General features: G+C 73.7%; 18 protein-coding genes. 6 read left to right on the top strand and 12 right to left on the bottom strand.

The window, feature by feature from the left end; all coding sequences use genetic code 11:
• Positions 1-17: 17 nt before the first annotated feature.
• The 5 genes from argC to LG395_RS23625 all read right to left on the bottom strand — a co-directional run bounded on the left by argC (position 18) and on the right by LG395_RS23625 (position 5,836).
• Entirely contained in the window at positions 18-1,046 is a 1,029-nt protein-coding gene (gene argC / locus LG395_RS23645; protein WP_171158028.1) for an N-acetyl-gamma-glutamyl-phosphate reductase, read from the bottom strand.
• 46 nt (positions 1,047-1,092) lie between these two features.
• Positions 1,093-1,461 carry a GtrA family protein gene (locus LG395_RS23640; RefSeq protein ID WP_171158026.1) on the bottom strand — a complete coding sequence of 123 codons (369 nt, stop codon included), beginning with the start codon at positions 1,459-1,461 and terminating at the stop codon, positions 1,093-1,095.
• Positions 1,461-2,411, bottom strand: a complete 951-nt coding sequence (locus LG395_RS23635) for a glycosyltransferase family 2 protein (RefSeq protein WP_225811118.1) — start codon at positions 2,409-2,411, stop codon at positions 1,461-1,463. The genes LG395_RS23640 and LG395_RS23635 overlap by 1 nt, the downstream gene beginning before the upstream one ends.
• A 22-nt stretch (positions 2,412-2,433) precedes the next feature.
• Positions 2,434-4,986: a YfhO family protein gene (locus tag LG395_RS23630; protein WP_225811117.1), complete on the bottom strand. Its 2,553-nt coding sequence runs from the start codon at positions 4,984-4,986 to the stop codon at positions 2,434-2,436.
• Between the two features lie 247 nt (positions 4,987-5,233).
• Entirely contained in the window at positions 5,234-5,836 is a 603-nt protein-coding gene (locus LG395_RS23625) for an ABATE domain-containing protein (protein WP_225811116.1), read from the bottom strand.
• A gap of 81 nt (positions 5,837-5,917) precedes the next feature.
• Between LG395_RS23625 and LG395_RS23620 the strand changes: the two genes are divergently transcribed.
• Positions 5,918-7,150, top strand: a complete 1,233-nt coding sequence (locus LG395_RS23620) for a cysteine desulfurase (protein WP_225811115.1) — start codon at positions 5,918-5,920, stop codon at positions 7,148-7,150.
• Positions 7,151-7,336: 186 nt separating this feature from the next.
• Positions 7,337-7,804, top strand: a complete 468-nt coding sequence (locus LG395_RS23615) for a DUF6314 family protein (RefSeq protein WP_225811114.1) — start codon at positions 7,337-7,339, stop codon at positions 7,802-7,804.
• Here LG395_RS23615 and LG395_RS23610 read toward each other — a convergent pair.
• The 3 genes from LG395_RS23610 to LG395_RS23600 are packed head-to-tail and all read right to left on the bottom strand — an operon-like array spanning position 7,786 to position 10,370.
• Complete coding sequence (locus LG395_RS23610; protein ID WP_171158015.1) at positions 7,786-8,379, bottom strand: histidine phosphatase family protein; 594 nt, start codon at positions 8,377-8,379, stop codon at positions 7,786-7,788. The two genes, LG395_RS23615 and LG395_RS23610, sit on opposite strands and share 19 nt — an antisense overlap.
• Positions 8,380-8,428: 49 nt before the next feature.
• Complete coding sequence (locus LG395_RS23605) at positions 8,429-8,881, bottom strand: GNAT family N-acetyltransferase (RefSeq protein ID WP_225811113.1); 453 nt, start codon at positions 8,879-8,881, stop codon at positions 8,429-8,431.
• Between the two features lie 10 nt (positions 8,882-8,891).
• Positions 8,892-10,370, bottom strand: coding sequence for an aminotransferase-like domain-containing protein (locus tag LG395_RS23600; protein WP_171158011.1), 1,479 nt, complete (start codon positions 10,368-10,370; stop codon positions 8,892-8,894).
• Between LG395_RS23600 and LG395_RS23595 the strand changes: the two genes are divergently transcribed.
• Together LG395_RS23595 and LG395_RS23590 are read left to right on the top strand one after the other, a co-directional pair.
• A complete protein-coding gene (locus tag LG395_RS23595) occupies positions 10,369-11,280 on the top strand; it encodes a DMT family transporter (RefSeq protein WP_225811112.1) in 912 nt (303 codons plus the stop codon). The genes LG395_RS23600 and LG395_RS23595 overlap by 2 nt on opposite strands.
• Positions 11,281-11,299: 19 nt before the next feature.
• Positions 11,300-11,497, top strand: a complete 198-nt coding sequence (locus LG395_RS23590) for a DUF1918 domain-containing protein (protein WP_171158007.1) — start codon at positions 11,300-11,302, stop codon at positions 11,495-11,497.
• Here LG395_RS23590 and LG395_RS23585 read toward each other — a convergent pair whose 3' ends face one another.
• Positions 11,498-12,772 (bottom strand): glycoside hydrolase family 10-like protein, encoded by a 1,275-nt coding sequence (locus LG395_RS23585; RefSeq protein WP_372463462.1) that lies wholly within the window; start codon positions 12,770-12,772, stop codon positions 11,498-11,500.
• Between the two features lie 170 nt (positions 12,773-12,942).
• Between LG395_RS23585 and LG395_RS23580 the strand changes: the two genes are divergently transcribed.
• The gene (locus LG395_RS23580; protein WP_171158003.1) at positions 12,943-13,803 is read left to right on the top strand and encodes a 3-hydroxybutyryl-CoA dehydrogenase; all 861 of its coding nucleotides are present in this window, start codon (positions 12,943-12,945) and stop codon (positions 13,801-13,803) included.
• Between the two features lie 194 nt (positions 13,804-13,997).
• Positions 13,998-14,258, top strand: coding sequence for a hypothetical protein (locus tag LG395_RS23575; RefSeq protein ID WP_171158001.1), 261 nt, complete (start codon positions 13,998-14,000; stop codon positions 14,256-14,258).
• Positions 14,259-14,268: 10 nt separating this feature from the next.
• Here the strand turns inward: LG395_RS23575 and LG395_RS23570 are convergent, their stop codons facing one another.
• The 3 genes from LG395_RS23570 to LG395_RS23560 form a co-directional block, all read right to left on the bottom strand.
• On the bottom strand, positions 14,269-14,805 hold the full coding sequence (locus LG395_RS23570; RefSeq protein WP_171157999.1) for an NUDIX hydrolase: 537 nt from the start codon (positions 14,803-14,805) through the stop codon (positions 14,269-14,271).
• A 65-nt stretch (positions 14,806-14,870) separates the two neighbouring features.
• A complete protein-coding gene (locus LG395_RS23565) occupies positions 14,871-16,211 on the bottom strand; it encodes an NsdA family TPR-like regulatory protein (RefSeq protein WP_225811110.1) in 1,341 nt (446 codons plus the stop codon).
• 192 nt (positions 16,212-16,403) lie between these two features.
• Positions 16,404-17,501 carry a PP2C family protein-serine/threonine phosphatase gene (locus LG395_RS23560; protein ID WP_225811109.1) on the bottom strand — a complete coding sequence of 366 codons (1,098 nt, stop codon included), beginning with the start codon at positions 17,499-17,501 and terminating at the stop codon, positions 16,404-16,406.
• Positions 17,502-17,539: the final 38 nt, after the last annotated feature.

Below are 17,539 nucleotides of genomic sequence, written 5' to 3'. Positions count from 1 at the left end.
GGCTGCACGTACGTCGCTCACGGTGCGACTCCGATCGTGGAAAGCCCGGTGGTCTCGTCGAGACCCAGGGCGATGTTCATGCTCTGGACGGCACCGCCCGCGGTGCCCTTGGTCAGGTTGTCGATGGCGCTGATCGCGATGATGCGGCCCACGGCGGCGTCGTACGCGACCTGCACCTGAACGGCGTTGGAACCGTGGACGGACGCCGTGGCGGGCCACTGGCCCTCGGGGAGCAGGTGGACGAAGGGCTCGTCGGCGTAGGCCTTCTCGTAGGCGGCGCGCACCGCGTCGGCCGTGACCCCCTCGGCGGCGGACGCGCTGCACGTGGCCAGGATCCCGCGCGGCATCGGGGCGAGGGTGGGGGTGAAGGAGACCTTCACGGTCTCCCCGGCCACCCCGCTGAGGTTCTGGATCATCTCGGGGGTGTGCCGGTGGCCGCCGCCGACACCGTAGGGGGACATGGAGCCCATGACCTCGCTGCCGAGCAGGTGCGGCTTGGGGGCCTTGCCCGCGCCGGAGGTGCCGGACGCGGCGACGATCACCGCTTCGGGTCCGGCGAGTCCGGCCGCGTAGGCCGGGTACAGGGCGAGGGAGACGGCGGTCGGGTAGCAACCGGGCACCGCGATGCGCTTGGACCCCGTGAGCCGGGCGCGGGCGCCGGGGAGTTCGGGGAGGCCGTAGGGCCAGGTGCCGGCGTGCGGGGTGCCGTAGAAGCGCTCCCAGTCGGCCGGGTCCTGCAGCCGGAAGTCGGCGCCCATGTCGATCACGAGGACGTCGGGTCCGAGCTGCTCGGCGACGGCGGCGGACTGGCCGTGCGGCAGCGCGAGGAAAACCACGTCGTGCCCGGCGAGGGCCTCGGCGGTGGTCTCGGCCAGCACGCGGTCGGCCAGCGGCAGCAGATGCGGCTGGAGCGCGCCGAGCCGCTGTCCGGCGTTGGAGTTCCCGGTCAGGGCACCGATCTCGATCCCGGGGTGCGCGAGGAGCAGGCGTAGGACCTCTCCGCCCGCGTATCCGCTCGCCCCGGCCACCGCCGCACGTACCGCCATGTCCATCCTCCTCCTGGATGGCATGACTATACGTATCGCTGCACGTTTATGCAATCGTTCCGCGCACCATCACCCGGCGCGAGACGAGGAAGGTGACCGGGATCGCCGCGGCGGAGGCGAGCAGCGGGGCGAAGCGGCTGCCGGCGTGCAGCAGGTCGACGACGACGTAGACGCCCGCCGTGGTGACCAGGAAATTCGTCACGTTCGTCAGCGGGAACAGCAGGAATTTCCGCCAGGTGGGCCGGGTCCGGTAGGTGAAGCGCGCGTTCAGGAAAAAGGACCCGACCATGCTGAGCAGAAAGGCCAGGATGTGCGCGGCCAGATAAGGAAAGACGGTCAGGAACGACAGGTAAAGACAGTAGTAGGCCGCCGTGTTCACGACGCCGACCGCCGCGAAGGTCAGAATCTGCCGCATCAGGGGATGAGATCCTTCGTCCGTTCCACGTTGGTCGCCTTCACCAGGAAGTGCGGGCGCCCCTTCACCTCGTAGTAGATGCGGCCCGTGTACTCCCCGATGACTCCCAGCATGACCATCTGGACGCCCGCGAGGGCGGTGACGGCCGTGATGATGGTCACATAGCCGGGAGTCTGGACGCCGTGCACGAGCGCGGCGCCCACGATCCAGGCGGTGTAGAGGCCCGCGCACAGCAGCAGGCCCACACCGAGCCAGAGCGCGGCGCGCAGCGGGCGGTTGTTGAAGGACAGCAGGCCGTCGAGGCCGTAGTTGAGCAGGCCGCGCAGGTTCCAGGAACTGCGGCCGGCCTGGCGCGCGGCGTTCCGGTACTCGAAGGTGGTGCTCGGGAAGCCCACCCAGGCGAACAGGCCCTTGGAGAACCGGTTGTACTCGGTGAGCGCCAGCACCGCGTCCACCACCCGGCGCGACAGCAGCCGGAAGTCCCCCACCCCGTCGACGAGTTCGACGTCGACCAGGCGGTTGACGAGCCGGTAGTACAGCCGGGCGGTGAGGGTCCGGGTGAACCGGTCACCGGTGCGGGTGCGTTTGGCGATGACCTGGTCGTGGCCCTGTTCGCGCAGCTCGACCATGCGCCTGATCAGCGCCGGCGGGTGCTGGAGGTCGGCGTCCATGACGATCACCGAGTCGCCCGAGGCGTGCCGCAGGCCCGCGAGCAGGGCCGCCTCCTTGCCGAAGTTGCGGCTGAGGGAGACGTAGCGCACCCGGGAGTCGAGGTCCGCGAGCGACCTGAGGACCGCGAGCGTCCGGTCCCGGCTGCCGTCGTCGACGTAGACGAACTCCATGTCGTGGCCCAGGGGCAGCAGTTCCTCGGCGACCTTCTGGACCTCCTCGTGGAAGCGGGCGAGGACGTCCTCCTCGTTGTAGCAGGGCGCGACGATCGATATCAGCATGCGGGGTCCCCCCTGGGCGCGGTCAGTGAGCGGCGGTCAGGCGCTCACGCGGCGATGTGGTCGTGGGCGGCGCCGGGGCGCGCCGGCGGCGGACGGCGGTGAGGGCGGTGAGCACGACGAGCGTCAGCAGCGAGGCGGCGCCCACGGCCGTGCCCAGCCGGAGGCCGGGTGGGTGGAAGGTGCAGGTCAGGCTGGTGGCGGTGCCGTCGAGGGGCACGGCGATCAGACCGTGGAAGGCCCCGGCGGGCCGCTCGGGGCCGTCGCCGGTGGCGCAGCGCCAGCCGGCGATCCGGGGTGCCGCGACGACCGCGACGCCCTTGCTGCCGGCGCGCAGCCGGGCCCGTACCGTGGCACCGGAGACGGTCACGTCGGTGGCGCCGGCCGCCTTCAGGCGGGCGGCTGCCGCGGCCAGCCGGGCCGGGTCCAGGCAGCCGACGGCGGCGGACGGGATGCGTCCGGGCCGGTCCGGCCGCAGCTCGATCCGCAGCGGACCCGAGGCGGGGGCGGTGCCGAGCGGCTCCATGGCGGCGCGGGTGCGCGGGAACTGGGACCGGAACCGGGCGGGCTCCCCGGCGCCGGCGAGCCGCGCGGTGCCGGAGAAGTCCGGGGCCCACAGGTGGACCTGGGTGCCGGCCGGGCACCGGGCGGTGATCACCGGCCGGACCAGGGCGTTGCCGGTGCCGACCCGGCGGGACGGCACCGGCCGCCCGCCGTCGTCGCGCACGGTGACGCGGGACACGGTGTAGACGCGGCTGCCCAGCAGCAGTTCCTGGTTGCGGTACGGCGACGGTCCGAACGGTGTCCTGTCGGGCGCGGCCCGGACCGTGACCAGCGGCGGTACGTCCCGGCGGGTGACGGTCACCGGCCCGGCGTACGGGGACAGGTACTTCTGGTGCGGGTCGGGCGGGGAGTGCACCCGGGCGCCGACGGAGAAGACGACGTCCGTGACGGCGTTGTCCAGGCTCTGCAGGTTGCGGCCGCGCGAGGTCCAGCCGTCGCCGAGGGCGGTGAGGGTGCGGCTGAGGACGTCCGAGGTGAGGCTGCTGTAGTACTGGGCGCCCTCGCCGCCCACCAGCAGCGGGTCGTTGCCGACGGTCTGCTCGCGGCCGGGGTCGGTGCGGTACCGCGGCCAGTCGTCGGCCCCGGCGACCGCCGCCGCCTGCGTCCGCTGCCGTTCGCCCCAGGGTTCGTAGTCGTCGAGGTGGCCGAGGCGCAGCCGGGTGGCCACGGCCGAGGTGGCGGCCGTCTCGCCCACCTGGGCGCCCAGGAGGAGGACGACGGCCAGCCCGGCGAGCCGGGTGCGGTGTCCGGCGCGGCCCAGCAGGACCAGGCCGCCGACGGCGCCCGCCAGGGCGAGCAGCAGCACCGGCCAGGTGTACGGCCGCACCAGGGTGCTGCGGCTCGCGACGGCGGTGATCAGCACGAGCAGGGCGGCCGCCGCGCCGAGGGCGCGCCGGTCGGGCAGGCCGTACGCCACGGCGTGCCAGGCGGCGACGACCAGCAGGCCGCACAGCACGAACGCCTGCCGGTAGGCGCTGCCCTGCGGGGTGGCGAAGGCGTGCCACAGCAGGTGGGTGGGGCCCCACTGGAGGGAGAGGGCCACCAGGAGCACCGACGCCGTCCAGCCGGCGCGCACCCGGACCGGGACCGCGCGGTGGAAGGGCAGGGCGAGCGCGAGGAGCAGGGCGGTGACGCCGACGTAGAGGGCCGGGGAGCCGAAGCCGTAGGTGGCGGGCAGCAGCCGGGCGGCCACGTCCTCGGTGGGCACGGGGGCGAACCGGCGTACGCGGCCGGGGTAGGCGTGCCGTGTGCCGAAGTAGACGACCGTGACCAGCGGGGCGGCGAGGCCCATGCCGAGTGCGGTGGTGAGGGCGGCGCGGCCGGCGGTGGCGAGGGCCTGCCGGCGCGGCGGGCGCGTGAGCACCAGGCGCAGCAGCAGGACGAGGGCGGCGCCGAGGGTGGCCATGTAGGCGGTGTAGAAGTTGGCGGTCCAGGCGAGGGCGACGACCAGGACGCCGGTCAGGCGCCTGCGTCCGGTGAGCGCCCACTCGCCGACCAGGCACAGCAGCGGCAGGGCGATCAGGCCGTCGAGCCACATCGGGTTGTAGGAGGCGTCGGCCGTGCTCCAGCCGCACAGCGCGTACGAGGTGCCGAGCAGGCCCGCCGCCCACCAGCGGCCGGGGCGCAGGGTGAGCAGCAGCCAGGCCATGGCCGCGGCGGCGGAGGCGGTCTTCAGCACGGTGACGGCGTAGACGGCGAGGTCGATCTCGTCGCGTGGGAAGAGGGCGACGAGCAGGGCGTAGGGGCTGCCGAGGTAGGTGCCGAGGTCGGGCAGGAAGGCGGCTCCGTAGCCGGACTGCCAGTTGACGAGGAGGCCGCCGTGGCCCCTGCCGTGCAGCAGGTCCCACAGGTGGGCGTGGAAGGGCACGTACTGGTTGCCGAGGTCGTTGACGCTGCGGGTGCGGGGGCCGAAGGGATAGCTGCGCGCCAGCACGTCACCGGCGCAGAAGGCGGTGACCGTGACGGCGGCGGCGAGCAGGGCGGCGGCCTGCCGCGGCCGGGAGGCCGCTTTCACGCCCTGTTCCTGTCCGGGTGCCGCTGCGGGTTCCCGTGCGCGGTGCCGCTTTCGCCGGGCGGGGTATTGCGGTGCATTGTCGGCGGTCCTCACGGAATGTGTGCCCCATCGATTCGCCGACTTAGACGGAGCGGGATTCCGGATGGTTGCCCGCTCTCCGGAAAATGGGGCGGCCTTTTCCGAACACGGGAAACACCGGGTGAATTCAGTGACCGGCCGGAAAACATTCGCTTTCCGGCGGGTGTTCTCAGGGTGAACCGGCCTTGCGGGCCGCGTAGGCCCGGGCCGCCCGGACCCGGTTGCCGCACTTGGTGGTGCACCAGCGGCGGGCGCCGTGGGAGCGCAGGAACCAGCGGGCGCACCCCTGGGCGGCGCACTCGGTGAGCAGGTCCGCGTCGGCGCCGGTGAGCAGGTCGGTGGCGTCCTCGGCGAGCTGGGACAGCGCGGCGGCGGCCGGGTTGCCGGTGTCGGGGACGTCGGCGCGGCGGGGGCCGTCGGCGGTCCAGGCCAGCCGGGGCGTGGCGGGGGCGGCGGCGAGGGTGGCGTTGAGGGTGTCGAGGGCGTCGGCGGGCGGCCGCGTCCCGGCGGCCCGGGCGGCGAACAGGGCCCGCAGCGCCTCGCGCAGGGCCCGCAGCCGGCCGGACTGCCTGCCGTTCAGGCTCACCCGGTCGGGCAGGAGCGCGTGCCGGACCAGCCACAGGTGGGCGGCCTCGGTGTCGTCGAGCAGGTCGACCTGACCGTGGCTGACCGTGAACCGCGTGTTGACCAGCGCCAGCGCGGCGTACTCGTCCTCGCCGGGGACGGGGAGCTGGCGCAGGTGGACGGGGGCCTCGTGATGCACGGCTCTCATGGTAATCCTTGCGGTTCGGCGTGAGGAGGACTTAGCGTGTCTCACGGTGAATCGAGTACGAAACCGTGAGAGGTGAGCGTCGTGGGCTTCGACGTGGACGCACTGCGCGAGGACTTCCCGATCCTTCGGCGGACGGTGGCGAGCGGCGCGCCGCTCGTCTACCTGGACTCCGGGGCGACCACCCAGAAACCCCTCCAGGTGCTGGACGCCGAGCGGGACTTCTACCTCACGCACAACGCGGCCGTGCACCGCGGGGCGCACCAGCTGGCGGGCGAGGCGACGGAGGCGTACGAGCAGGCCCGGCACAGCGTCGCCCGGTTCATCGGCGCGGCCGACGACGAGGTGGTCTTCACCAAGAACACCACCGAGGGCATCAACCTGGTCGCCTACGCGCTGGGCAACGCCGGCCGGCTCGGCCCCGGCGACCGGATCGTGGTGACCGAGATGGAGCACCACGCCAACCTGGTCCCCTGGCAGCAACTCGCCGAGCGGACCGGCGCCACGCTCGACTGGTTCGGCCTCACCGACGACGGCCGCCTCGACCTGTCCCGGGCGGACGAGCTGCTGGACGAGCGCACCAAGGTGCTCGCCCTCACCCACCAGTCCAACGTCCTCGGCACCATCAACCCCGTGCGCGCCCTCGCCGACCGCGCGCACGCGCACGGCACCCTCGTGGTCGTGGACGGCGCCCAGTCCGTCCCGCACCGCCCGGTCGACGTGGGTGGGCTGGGCGCGGACTTCCTCGCCTTCTCCGGGCACAAGATGCTCGGCCCGAACGGCGTGGGTGTGCTGTGGGGCCGCGCCGGACTCCTCGCCGGGCTGCCGCCTTTCCTGACCGGCGGCTCGATGATCGAGATCGTGGAGATGGACCGCACCACCTTCCTGCCGCCGCCGCAGCGCTTCGAGGCGGGCGTGCCGATGACCGCGCAGGCGGTGGGGCTCGCGGCGGCGGTGGAGTACCTGGAGCGGCTGGGCATGGCCGAGGTGGCCGCGCACGAGGACACGCTGACCGCCCGCGCCCTCCATCTGCTCGCCGAGGTGCCCGGGGTCCGGGTGGTCGGCCCCGCGGACCTCACCGACCGCGGCTCGGCCGTCTCCTTCACGGTCGACGGCGTCCACCCGCACGACGTCGGCCAGGTGCTGGACGAGCGGGGCGTCGCCGTCCGCGTCGGCCACCACTGCGCCCGCCCGGTCGTCCGCCGCTACGGCATCCCGGCGACGACCCGGGCGAGCTTCTACGTCTACAACACCCTGGAGGAGGTGGACGCGCTGGTGGACGGCGTCCGGGCGGCGCAGAAGTACTTCGGGGTGTGACCGGCGGGCCGGGAGGGGAAGGTCCTCGCCGGGCACGGGCCGCCGCTCCTCGGACAGCGGCCCGTGCCGGACACCCGGCGTGGCCCTGTCGCCGTCCACGGCCTGCCCGACGGCGGCCGAGCGCGGCAACGTGGGCCACCGGCACCCCGCGCCCGGCGGCGCCGGTGGCCGCGTAAGCTCCGGGACATGCGTGAGTTCTGGCCGGTGCCCGACGTGCTGGCCCACCTGGCCGGTCGGTGGCGCGTCGAACGCGACGTGTTGGATCTGGCGGGCGGGGACACGGGGCACTTCACGGGGACGACCGTCTTCACCGCGCTGGACGGCGGCGGGCTGCTGCACGAGGAGTCCGGCACCTTCACCTGGCGGGGGGTGGCCCGGCCCGCCACCCGGACTCTGCGCTTCCTGCCGGGAGACGGTCCCGGCCGGGCCGACGTGCGGTTCGCGGACGGGCGCCCCTTCCACGAGCTGGACCTGACCACGGGCCGGTACGTCGCCGGGCACCCCTGCGCGGCCGACCTCTACCGCGGCGAGTTCACCGTCCGGGACGCCGACCACTGGCGCACCGTCTGGCGGGTCGGCGGACCGGCGAAGGACCTCGTCCTCACCACCGACTACGTGCGCGAGGAAGCGGCCCGCTACCCGCGGGAGGCCTGAGCCGGGACCCCGTCGAAGCGGAGGTTCCAGCGGCCGGCACGGCCCGTGACCGTCGTCGTGGACAGCGGGCGGACGTCGATGTTCCAGTAGGACGAGGGGGGCGCCTTCAGCGCGTAGACCAGGGCCGCCCGGATCACGGACGGCTCGGCCACGGCGACGATCCGGCCGCCGTCGTCGGCCGGCCGGGTGTCCAGCCAGCCGCCGACGCGGGAGATGAACGCCAGCAGCGACTCGCCGCCGTGCGGGGTGGACCGCGGGTCGGCGAGCCAGGCGTCCACCGCGTCCGGCTCCCGGGCCATCGCCTCGCCCAGCGTCAGCCCCCGCCAGCGGCCCATGTCGCAGTCCCGCAAAGCGAGCTGGACCAGCGGCGCGTAGCCCAGGGCGTCGCCGGTGGCACGGCTGCGCGGCGTCGGGGAGCAGTAGCGCAGCTCGGCCGCGGCCAGCGGCAGCAGGTCCCCGGCGACACGCTGCACCTCGTCCCAGCCGCCCTGGTCCAGCGGCCGGTCGTCCTCGAAGCGCTCCGCGAGCAGCGCGGCACCGCGCGCGGCGGCGACGAACGTCACCCTCAGTGGCATGCGGTGATGGTGGGCCCCGGCGCGCAGCAGGTCAAGAGAGGGCGCGTGGTCAGGCGTCGGCCGTCCGCCCGAAGGTGTGCACCATGTACAGCTCGGGACGGTCCAGCGGCCGGAAGCCCAGTTTCTCGTAGACCCCGTGCGCGTCCTGCGTCGCCAGCAGCAGCCGGCGCAGGCCGAGCGGCTCCAGGTGCGCGCGGACGCGGGCGACGAACGCCGTGCCGAGGCCCTTGCCGCGCACCGAGGGGTCGACGTACACGTCGGCGAGCCAGGCGAAGAGCGCCTGGTCGGTGACTACGCGCGCGTACGCCACCTGCTCCCCCGAGGACGTGTCGTACGCCCCGAAGTTCAGCGAGGACGCCATCGCCCGCTCGTGTTTCTCCCGCGGGCGGCCGACCGCCCAGTACGCGTCGGACGACAGCCAGCCGTGCACGCGCTCCACGTCGACCCGGTCGGAGTCGGCGGAGAACTCGTACCCCTCGGGAAGGGCGGGTGCATCGCTCATACGGTGATCCTCACAGGCCCGGCTGCTCGGTGACGAGCGGATTTCGCACGGTCTCGTCGTACGCCGCCCGCAGTCGTCGCACCCCCTCCGCGATCTCCCCGGTGCCGGCGACCGCCGCGAAGCTCAGGCGGAGGTGGGCGGCGGGGGGTTCGGCGCTGAAGTAGGGGCGGCCCGGGGTGACCGCGACGCCGGCGCGCAGGGCCGCCGCGGTCAGCGCGGCCTCCGCTCCGGAGCCGACGGAGCCGTCGGGCAGGCGCACCCACAGGTGGTAGCCGCCGGACGGGATGTGCGGCAGGGCCAGGTCCGGCAGCTGCCGGGCGAGCGCGCCGGTCATGGCGTCACGGCGGGTCTTCAGCTCGGCCGACAGCGCCCGCAGGTGGCGGGACCAGGCCGGGGAGCCGACGAGTTCCAGGGCGGCCTCCTGCAGCGGCCGGGGGACGAAGAAGCTGTCCACGACCTGGATGGCGCGCAGCCGTTCCAGCACCGGCCCGTGCGCGGCCAGGGCGCTGACCCGGAAGCTGGGCGAGGTCGCCTTGGTCAGCGAGCCGACGTGGACGACGACGCCGTCCGGGTCGTCGGCGGCCAGCGGGCGGGGCAGCGGGGCGGCGTCGGCGTGCACGAGCCGGCGGACGTAGTCGTCCTCGACGACGAACGCGCCGGCCTCGCGGGCGATGCGCAGCACCTCGGTGCGCCGGGTGGGAGCCAGCACCGCGCCGGTGGGGTTCTGGAACAGCGGCTGGCAGACGAAGACGCGGGCACCGGTGGCGTGGAAGGCGTCCGCGAGCAGGTCCGGGCGCACCCCGTCGGGGTCGACGGGTACCGGCACGGGCCGCAGTCCGGCCGCGCGGGCGAGGGCCAGCATGCCCGGGTAGGTGGGCGACTCCACGAGCACCGGGGCGCCGGGCGGGGCGAGCGCGCGCAGGGCGGTGGCCAGCGCGGCCTGGCCGCCGGCGGCGATCAGCACCTCGGCCGCGGTGACGGCGCCGCCGATCCCGCGCGCGAACCACTCCCGCAGCTCCGGCAGCCCCTCCAGCGGCGGTCTTCCCCAGGCGCCGGGCCGCCGGCCGGCCCGGGCGAGGGCCGCCGCCATGGCGCGCTCGGGCTGGAGCGAGGGGTGCAGATAGCCGCCGCTGAGCTCCAGGACCCCGGGGGGCGGCGCGGCGAGCGAGACCGTGACGCCGGAGGCGTCCACGGTGCGCGGTACGAGGTCCGCGGCGCCGTCGGCGCTCAGCGCGACCTCCTGCCAGGAGGTGTCCCCGGCGGGGGTCTCGCCGCGGTGCGGCCGGGCCCGGAACGCGCCCGCGCCGGGCCGGGTGACGACCAGGCCCTCGGCGGCGAGCCGGGCGAGCGCCCGGGAGACGGTCACGGGGCTCACCCGGAACCGTTCGACCAGCGCCCGACTCGACGGCAGCTTTCCACCAGGAGAGTAGCGGTCAAGCTCCCTCCTCAGCTGTTCCGTCAGTTCGCCCACACTGCTACGCTCGTGCATGAGAGTACAGAGTAGCGCTACTACCACGAGTCCGATAGCAGTCGGCGCCCCCGGGGAGTCCCGGGGACTCGGCACCGTCCAGGCCGCCCTCGGCGTGGTCGCCTTCTCCCTGACCTTCCCCGCGACCGCCTGGGGCCTGGAGAGCTTCGGCCCGTGGTCGCTGGTGGCGGTGCGCGGCGTCCTCGCCGCACTCGTCGCCGGCGGCTGTCTGCTCGCTCTGCGCGTTCGGCTCCCGGCGCGGCGGCACCTCGCCGGGCTCTCGGTGGTCGCCGCCGGAGTGGTGCTCGGCTTCCCGATGCTGACCACGCTCGCGCTGCAGACGTCCACCACCGCCCACGCGGCCGTCGTGGTGGGCCTGCTGCCGCTGACCACCGCCGTGTTCTCGGCCCTGCGCACCGGCGCCGGGCCCTCCCGCCGGTTCTGGCTGGCGGCCGTGGCGGGCGCGTCGGCCGTCCTCGCCTTCACCGTCGGCCAGAGCGGCGGCGCGCTCACCACGGCCGACGGCTACCTCTTCGGGGCGCTGCTGGTGTGCGCGGCCGGGTACACCGAGGGCGGCCGGCTGGCCCGGGTCATGCCGGGCTGGCAGGTCATCGGCTGGGCGCTGGTGCTGTGCCTGCCGCTGACCGTGCCGGCCGCGGCGCTGGCGCTGTCGTACGAGCCGGTGCGGCTGGGCGTGCACGGCGTGGCCGGCCTGGTCTGGGTGGCGCTCGGTTCGCAGTTCCTCGGGCTGGTCGTCTGGTACCGGGGCATGGCGGCGATCGGCATACCCCGGGCCAGCCAGTTGCAGTTGGCTCAGCCCCTGCTCACACTGGTGTGGTCGGCGCTGCTGCTGGGCGAGCACTTCACGGTGGCCGCTCCCCTGACCGCCCTCGCGGTGCTCGTGTGCATCGCCGTCACTCAGCGGTCGTGATCGTGAGGAGGGCCTGTAGATGCGCGCATCCAAGGGCGACAAGCTGGTCCAGCACGGCAGGGTGGTGGGTCAGCACGACCACGTCTCGGAAGTCGTAGAAGTGCTCGGGCAGGAGGGCAACCCGCCCTACCGCGTCCGTTTCGAGGACGGGCACGAGGCGATCATGTCCCCCGGACCCGACTGCCAGGTCAAGCACAGGGACGAGCAACAGCATTAGTCAGCGCGGTGGTTCCGCCGGCCCGGGATAGTGGTCGGCGACCACCCGTGCCATCGCCCCGATCGGATCGGCGGCCACGTCCGCCGCGGCGAAGAACACGTGCCCGTGCACCTGCGGGTACCGGGCGGCGAGGGTCAGATGCCGGGACAGTTCCACCGGGTCCCGCCAGGCCGACGACTCCCCGTCGGCGCCCGCCCGGTACAGGGCCTCGCCGATGTACAGCCGGGTGCCGGTGCCCTCGGCGGCCGCCGCCCACCACTCCAGGAGCCGGGCGTAGTCGGCGGCGGGGTCCCCGATGTGCCAGTAGAGCTGCGGGACGACGTAGTCGATCCAGTGGTTGCGGACCCAGGTGCGGGTGTCGGCGTACAGGTCGTCGTACGTCTCCACGCCCGCCTCGGTGTCGGAGCCGCGCGGATCGGTCGACGCGTTGCGCCACACCCCGAAGGGGCTGATGCCGAACCGGGTGCCGGGCCGGACCCGCTTGACGCCGGCGGCCGTCTCGCGCACGAGCGCGTCGATGTTGTTCCGGCGCCAGGCGGCCCGGGAGGAGAACGCGCCGCCGTGGCGGTCGTAGGCGTCGTCGTCGTCGAAGGTCTCCCCGTCGACCGGATAGGGGTAGAAGTAGTCGTCGAAGTGGACGGCGTCGACCGGGTAGCGGGCGACCGCGTCGAGGATCGCCTGCCGCACGAAGGCGCGGACCTCGGGCAGGCCGGGGTTGTAGTGGAGCCGGCCGTCGTAGGGCACCACCCAGTCGGGATGCCTGCGCGCGGGGTGCGAGGCGGTCAGCCGGCCGAGGTCGGTGTGCTGGGCGATCCGGTAGGGATTGAACCAGGCGTGCAGTTCCAGGCCCCGGGCGTGCGCCTCCTTCACGGCCGTGCCGAGCGGGTCCCAGCCGGGGTCCCCGCCCTGGGTACCGGTGAGGTACTCGGACCAGGGTTCGTACGGCGACGGCCACAGCGCGTCGGCCGTGGGCCGCACCTGGAGGATCACGGTGTTGAGCCGGTCGCGGACCGCGCGGTCGAGGTGGGTGATCAGCTCCTCGCGCTGCGCGCTCGCCGGGAGGCCGGTCCGCGAGGGCCAGTCCCGGTTGGCGACGGTGGCGATCCAGACGCCCCGCATCCGGCCGGCGGCACGCGGGGCGCGGCCGGTGGGGTGCGGCGCGGGAGCGGGCCCGGCCCGGCCCGGGACCGGCGCGCTCCGCGTCGGCACGGCCGGTACCGTGGCCAGCGCGGACAGCGCGCCCAGGGCCAAGGTCCGCCGCGTCATGCGCCCCATCGGCACACCCCCGTACGCTCGGGATCCGCTCCGTCACGGATCGCTTCGCGAGGGAGGATCCCCCACCCCGGCGATCGATCATCGATACTTGGCGGTAACGTGCACGATCGGAGCAGGCGCCGAACCCGGAGGTCTGCCAGCGAGCCGGAGAACTCAGCGAAGGGAACGATGTGACCGACATCGAGCGCGTCGGAGTCGTGGGCTGCGGCCAGATGGGCGCGGGCATCGCCGAGGTGTGCGCCCGCGCGGGACTGGACGTGAAGGTCGCCGAGACCACCGGCGAGGCCCTGGAGATCGGCCGTACCCGGCTGTACAACTCCCTGGCCAAGGCCGCCGAGCGCGGCAAGATCTCCGAGGAGGAGCGGGACGCCACGCAGGCGCGGCTGAGCTTCACCACCGACCTCGGCGAGTTCGCCGACCGTGACCTGGTGATCGAGGCCGTCGTCGAGAACGAGCAGGTCAAGACCGAGATCTTCCAGGTCCTCGACCAGGTGGTGACCCGGCCGGACGCGATCCTGGCCTCCAACACCTCCTCGATCCCGCTGGTGAAGCTGGCGGTCGCCACCTCCCGCCCGGACCACGTCGTCGGCGTCCACTTCTTCAACCCGGCCCCGGTGCAGAAGCTGGTCGAGCTGATCCCGGCGCTCACCACCTCCGAGGGCACGCTCAGCCGCGCCCAGGTCTTCGCCGAGAAGGTGCTCGGCAAGCACGCCATCCGCGCCCAGGACCGCTCCGGCTTCGTGGTGAACGCGCTGCTCGTGCCGTACCTGCTGTCCGCGATCCGGATGTTCGAGTCGGGCATCGCGAGCCGCGAGGACATCGACAACGGCATGGAGATGGGCTGCGCCCACCCGATGGGCCCGCTGAAGCTGTCCGACCTGATCGGCCTGGACACCATCGTCTCCATCGCCAACTCGATGTACGCCGAGTACAAGGAGCCGCTGTACGCCGCTCCCCCGCTGCTCCAGCGCATGGTGGAGGCGGGCCGGCTGGGGCGGAAGACCGGCTCGGGCTTCTACACCTACGGCTGATTACGAACAGCTACGCCAACGGGCCCGGCACCGGATTCCGGTGCCGGGCCCGTCCGTTTCACACACCGTGTGCGCGCCGGGCACGCATATGCCCGCCACACACGCTCCCCACGCGCCCACCAGGCGAGTTGACTCATCATGCGCATGCAAGGGATGCGGAACCATCCATTTCGACCACCGAAAGGAGCGGACCTGTGACCGCCGAACCGGAGCATCCCGTGGTCCATGGAGAACTCGCAGAGTTACGGCGCCGCCTCGACGTGGCCTACGCCCGTGTCGAGGGAGGACTGGCGCTGCTGCGTCACCGTACCGAGGAGACCGCCAAGGAGCTGGACGAGCTGAACACCCGGATGGCCTCGCTGGAACACGCACGCTGGCCGTTGCCCTCACTCGCCGCGCTGACCGCGCTCGGTGCGCTCGTGGTGACGGTGTGGCAGGCGCTGGCCGCCCGCTAGCCGCGGCGCCCTAGCCTTCCGCGAGCCTGAGGTGGTGCAGCAGGAGTAACGCGGCCGCCATGTTGGCGGCCGGGACCTCCCCACGGGCGATCAGGTCGGGGACGAGTTTCAACGGGACCCATTCCCGCCGGTCCGACTCGAAGTCGTCCACGGGGTGCCCGATGTACTCGCCCCGGTCGGACCAGTAGATGTGGTGCCGGGCGTCGGTGAGGCCGTTGGACGGCTCCACGCTCATCAGGTGGTGCAGGGGCCCCGGCCGCCAGCCGGTCTCCTCCTCCAGTTCCCGGGCCGCGGCGCTCGCGATGTCCTCGCCGTCCTCGACGACGCCCGCGGCCAGCTCCCAGCCCCAGCTGTCGGTGATGAAGCGGTGCCGCCACAGCAGCAGCACCTCGTTCGCCTCGTTGACGACCGTGGCCACGGCCACGGGGCGCAGCCGGATCAGGAAGTGGTCGAGGTGCCGGCCGTCCGGCAACGCGACATCCGCGAGATTGACGCGGAACCAGCGGTTTTCATAGACAGTCTGTTCGCTTTGTTTCGTCCACTGCACGGTTCTGCCACCTTCCGCCGAGTAAGTGGCAATATCGCAGCAGGGACGGTGTGCCCACAGGGGGCCTACAGCGGTACGCGCAGTGCCCCGTCGATGAGTTCGGCGGCTTCGGCGGTGCCGGCCGAGCCGCAGCGCACCAGGTGCTCGCGTACCGCGCGCAGTCTGTCGCGCAGCCGCTGCGACTCCATTCCCCGTGCCTGCTCCGCCATCCGCACGGCGGTGGCGACGGCCTTGTCGGCGTTGCCCTGGCGCAGTTCGATGGTGCTGAGCATGGCCAGCCGGTGCACCCGCCCCCGGTCGTGGGCCGGGTTGTCGACGGCCGCCGCCGCGTGCTCCCGGGCGGCGGCGAGTTCCCCGAGGCTCAGCAGCGCCTCGGCCACCTGGACGTTGACCAGCCCCGGCTGGACGTACCCGGTCTCGTCGGGCTCGTAGCCCCGCCGGATCCGCTCGGCCGCCGTCTCCGCCCGCCGGATGCACGACAGCGCGCTCGTGCCGTCCCCGAGGTGCGCGTACGCCTTGGCCTGCATCGCGTACAGGTCGGAGGCGAGCGCCGGGGTGATGTGCCGGCCGGCGGCGCGCAGCGCGGCCTCGGCGAAGGCGACGGCCTGCCGGTACTCCCGCATGAACAGGGACTGGTTGACCAGCAGCGCGATGACGTACGCCCCGAGACCGCGGTCACCGCTTGCCTTCGCCAGCCGCAGCGCCTGGTGGAAGTAGCGCTGGGCGAGCCCGTGCGCGTCGGAGTCGTACGCGCAGATGCCCGCGATCGCCACCAACCCGCCGGTGGCCCGGTGCAGTTGACGGCCGGTGGCGTCGGGGTAACTGCCGCGCAGCAGCGGCGCGGCCTCGGCGTTGAGGAACCCGACGATCCGGGAGCGGGTCGCGACACCGCCGGTCTTGCGGTACATCTGCTCGTAGTGCGTCCGGGCGGCGCGGAGCATCTCGATGTCGGCCGCGGTCACCGGGTGCCGGCCGCCCCGGGAGACGTCGACGTCCTCGGGCGGGTTCTCCCACTCCCACACCGGCATCACCGCCGGGGTCCCGGTGACGGCCGGGGCGCCCAGCACATGGGGCCGCTGCTGTTCGTCCGAGCGCCACAGGGCGGTGGCCCGCTCCACGAACCCGCCCAGCGAACCGGTGTGCGGGGTGCTGGGCTCACCGGGCACGCCGAGCCCGATGTCGTCGAGCGTGACCGGGCGTTGCAGCCGTGCCGCGAGCACCTCGCAGATCAGGTCCGGTACCTGGCCGCGGGGCCGCTGGCCCTTCAACCAGCGGGCCACGGCGGTGTGTTCGTAGCGCAGCGCGAGTCCGCGGGCGCGGCCCGCCTGGTTGACGTGGGCGGCGAGGCCGGCGTGCGAGATGCCCGCCTCGTCCAGGATGGCGTCGAGCAGGGTGTTGGGCTGCATGGGATGCCCCCCGAGTGGCGTGGTGCGCTCAGCGTAGTGGTCCGGCGTTCACACGGGGTGTGAACCGAGTGCCCGTATCCGTGGCGTACGCGCGCTGTTGCGGAGCGTGTCGATCCGGTTGACTGAGATGCCTCGCAAGAGGCCGGCCGGGCCGCCGGCTCCCCCTCGAACGACGGCGGCCCGGCCGGGTCCCTAGCGGTACGTCGTGGGCTGCGGGTGGGTGGGTGCCGTGCCCGCGCACGCGGCGGAGTCGCTGATGCCGTCGCCCCGCGCCCCCGGGGAGTCGCGGCCCGCCCCTCGCCGGCCGTTCCGCAGGACCAGTACCGCGATGTCGTCCGTCGTCCTGCCGAGCGTGTGGCGCAGGAGGCCCGTGAAGACGGTGCGCAGGACCTTCTGGGGTGAGACGGGCTGGTCGCGGACGGCCGCGCGCAGGGCCTCCGGCAGCGAGAAGAACCGGCCCCGGCCGTCCCGGGCGTCCTCCGCCCCGTCCGTGAAGAGGACCAGCGACTCGCCCGGACGCAGCCGGCCGCAGGGCTGGACCTCCAGCTCCGCCGGCAGCGGGAACGGTCCCAGCGGCGGAAGGGGGTCCGCGCCGGTCAGCTGCTCGACCCTGGTCCCCCGCAGCGCGTACGGCCACGGATGGCCGCAGTTGAGGACGCGCAGGTCGCCGTCCCCGCCGATCTCCAGGAGGAGCACGGTGACGAACTCCTCGGCGACGGGGTGGTCGAGGTCGCAGGGGCCGTGCGCGGGGTGCTCGGCGCGGGCGCGTTCGCGCAGGTGGCGGGCGAGGGCGCGGTCCAGTCTGCGGAGCACGCGGTCGAGTCCGGGCTCGTCGTGGGCGGCCTCGCGGAAGCTGCCGAGGAGGGCGGCGACGGTGCCGAGGGCGGGCAGTCCGTGCCCCCGTACGTCCCCCATCACCACCCGGACACCGTGCTCGGTGGCGACGGCCTCGTACAGATCGCCGCCGACGCTCGCGCCCCGGTCGGCGGAGAGCTGGGCGGCGGCGACGTCGATCCCGTCGAGCCGCGGCGGCAGCGGACGCAGGACGACGTCCTGCGCGGCGTTCGCCGCCCGCCGGGCGAGCCGCAGCTCCCGCAGCAGGGAGCGGCGGACATGGACTATGAGGCCGGTGCCGACCGCGAAGAACACGGCACTGGTGACGATGCGGGCCCCGAGCCCGTTCTGCTGGGCGAGCGGACAGCCGAACTTGTAGCCGACCGCGACGGCTCCCCAGACCGAGGGCAGTACTGCCACCCGCCCGGTGGGCGCCCGTGCCTTGATGCGGATCATGCCTCTGGTCCCCCATATGGGCCTGACAGAGGAATCGG

Origin of the sequence: Streptomyces spinosus (assembly GCF_020400655.1) — a bacterium.
In the GTDB taxonomy this organism is placed as follows: Bacteria; Actinomycetota; Actinomycetes; order Streptomycetales; family Streptomycetaceae; genus Streptomyces; species Streptomyces argyrophylli.
This window is presented reverse-complemented; position numbering and strand designations above follow the sequence as displayed.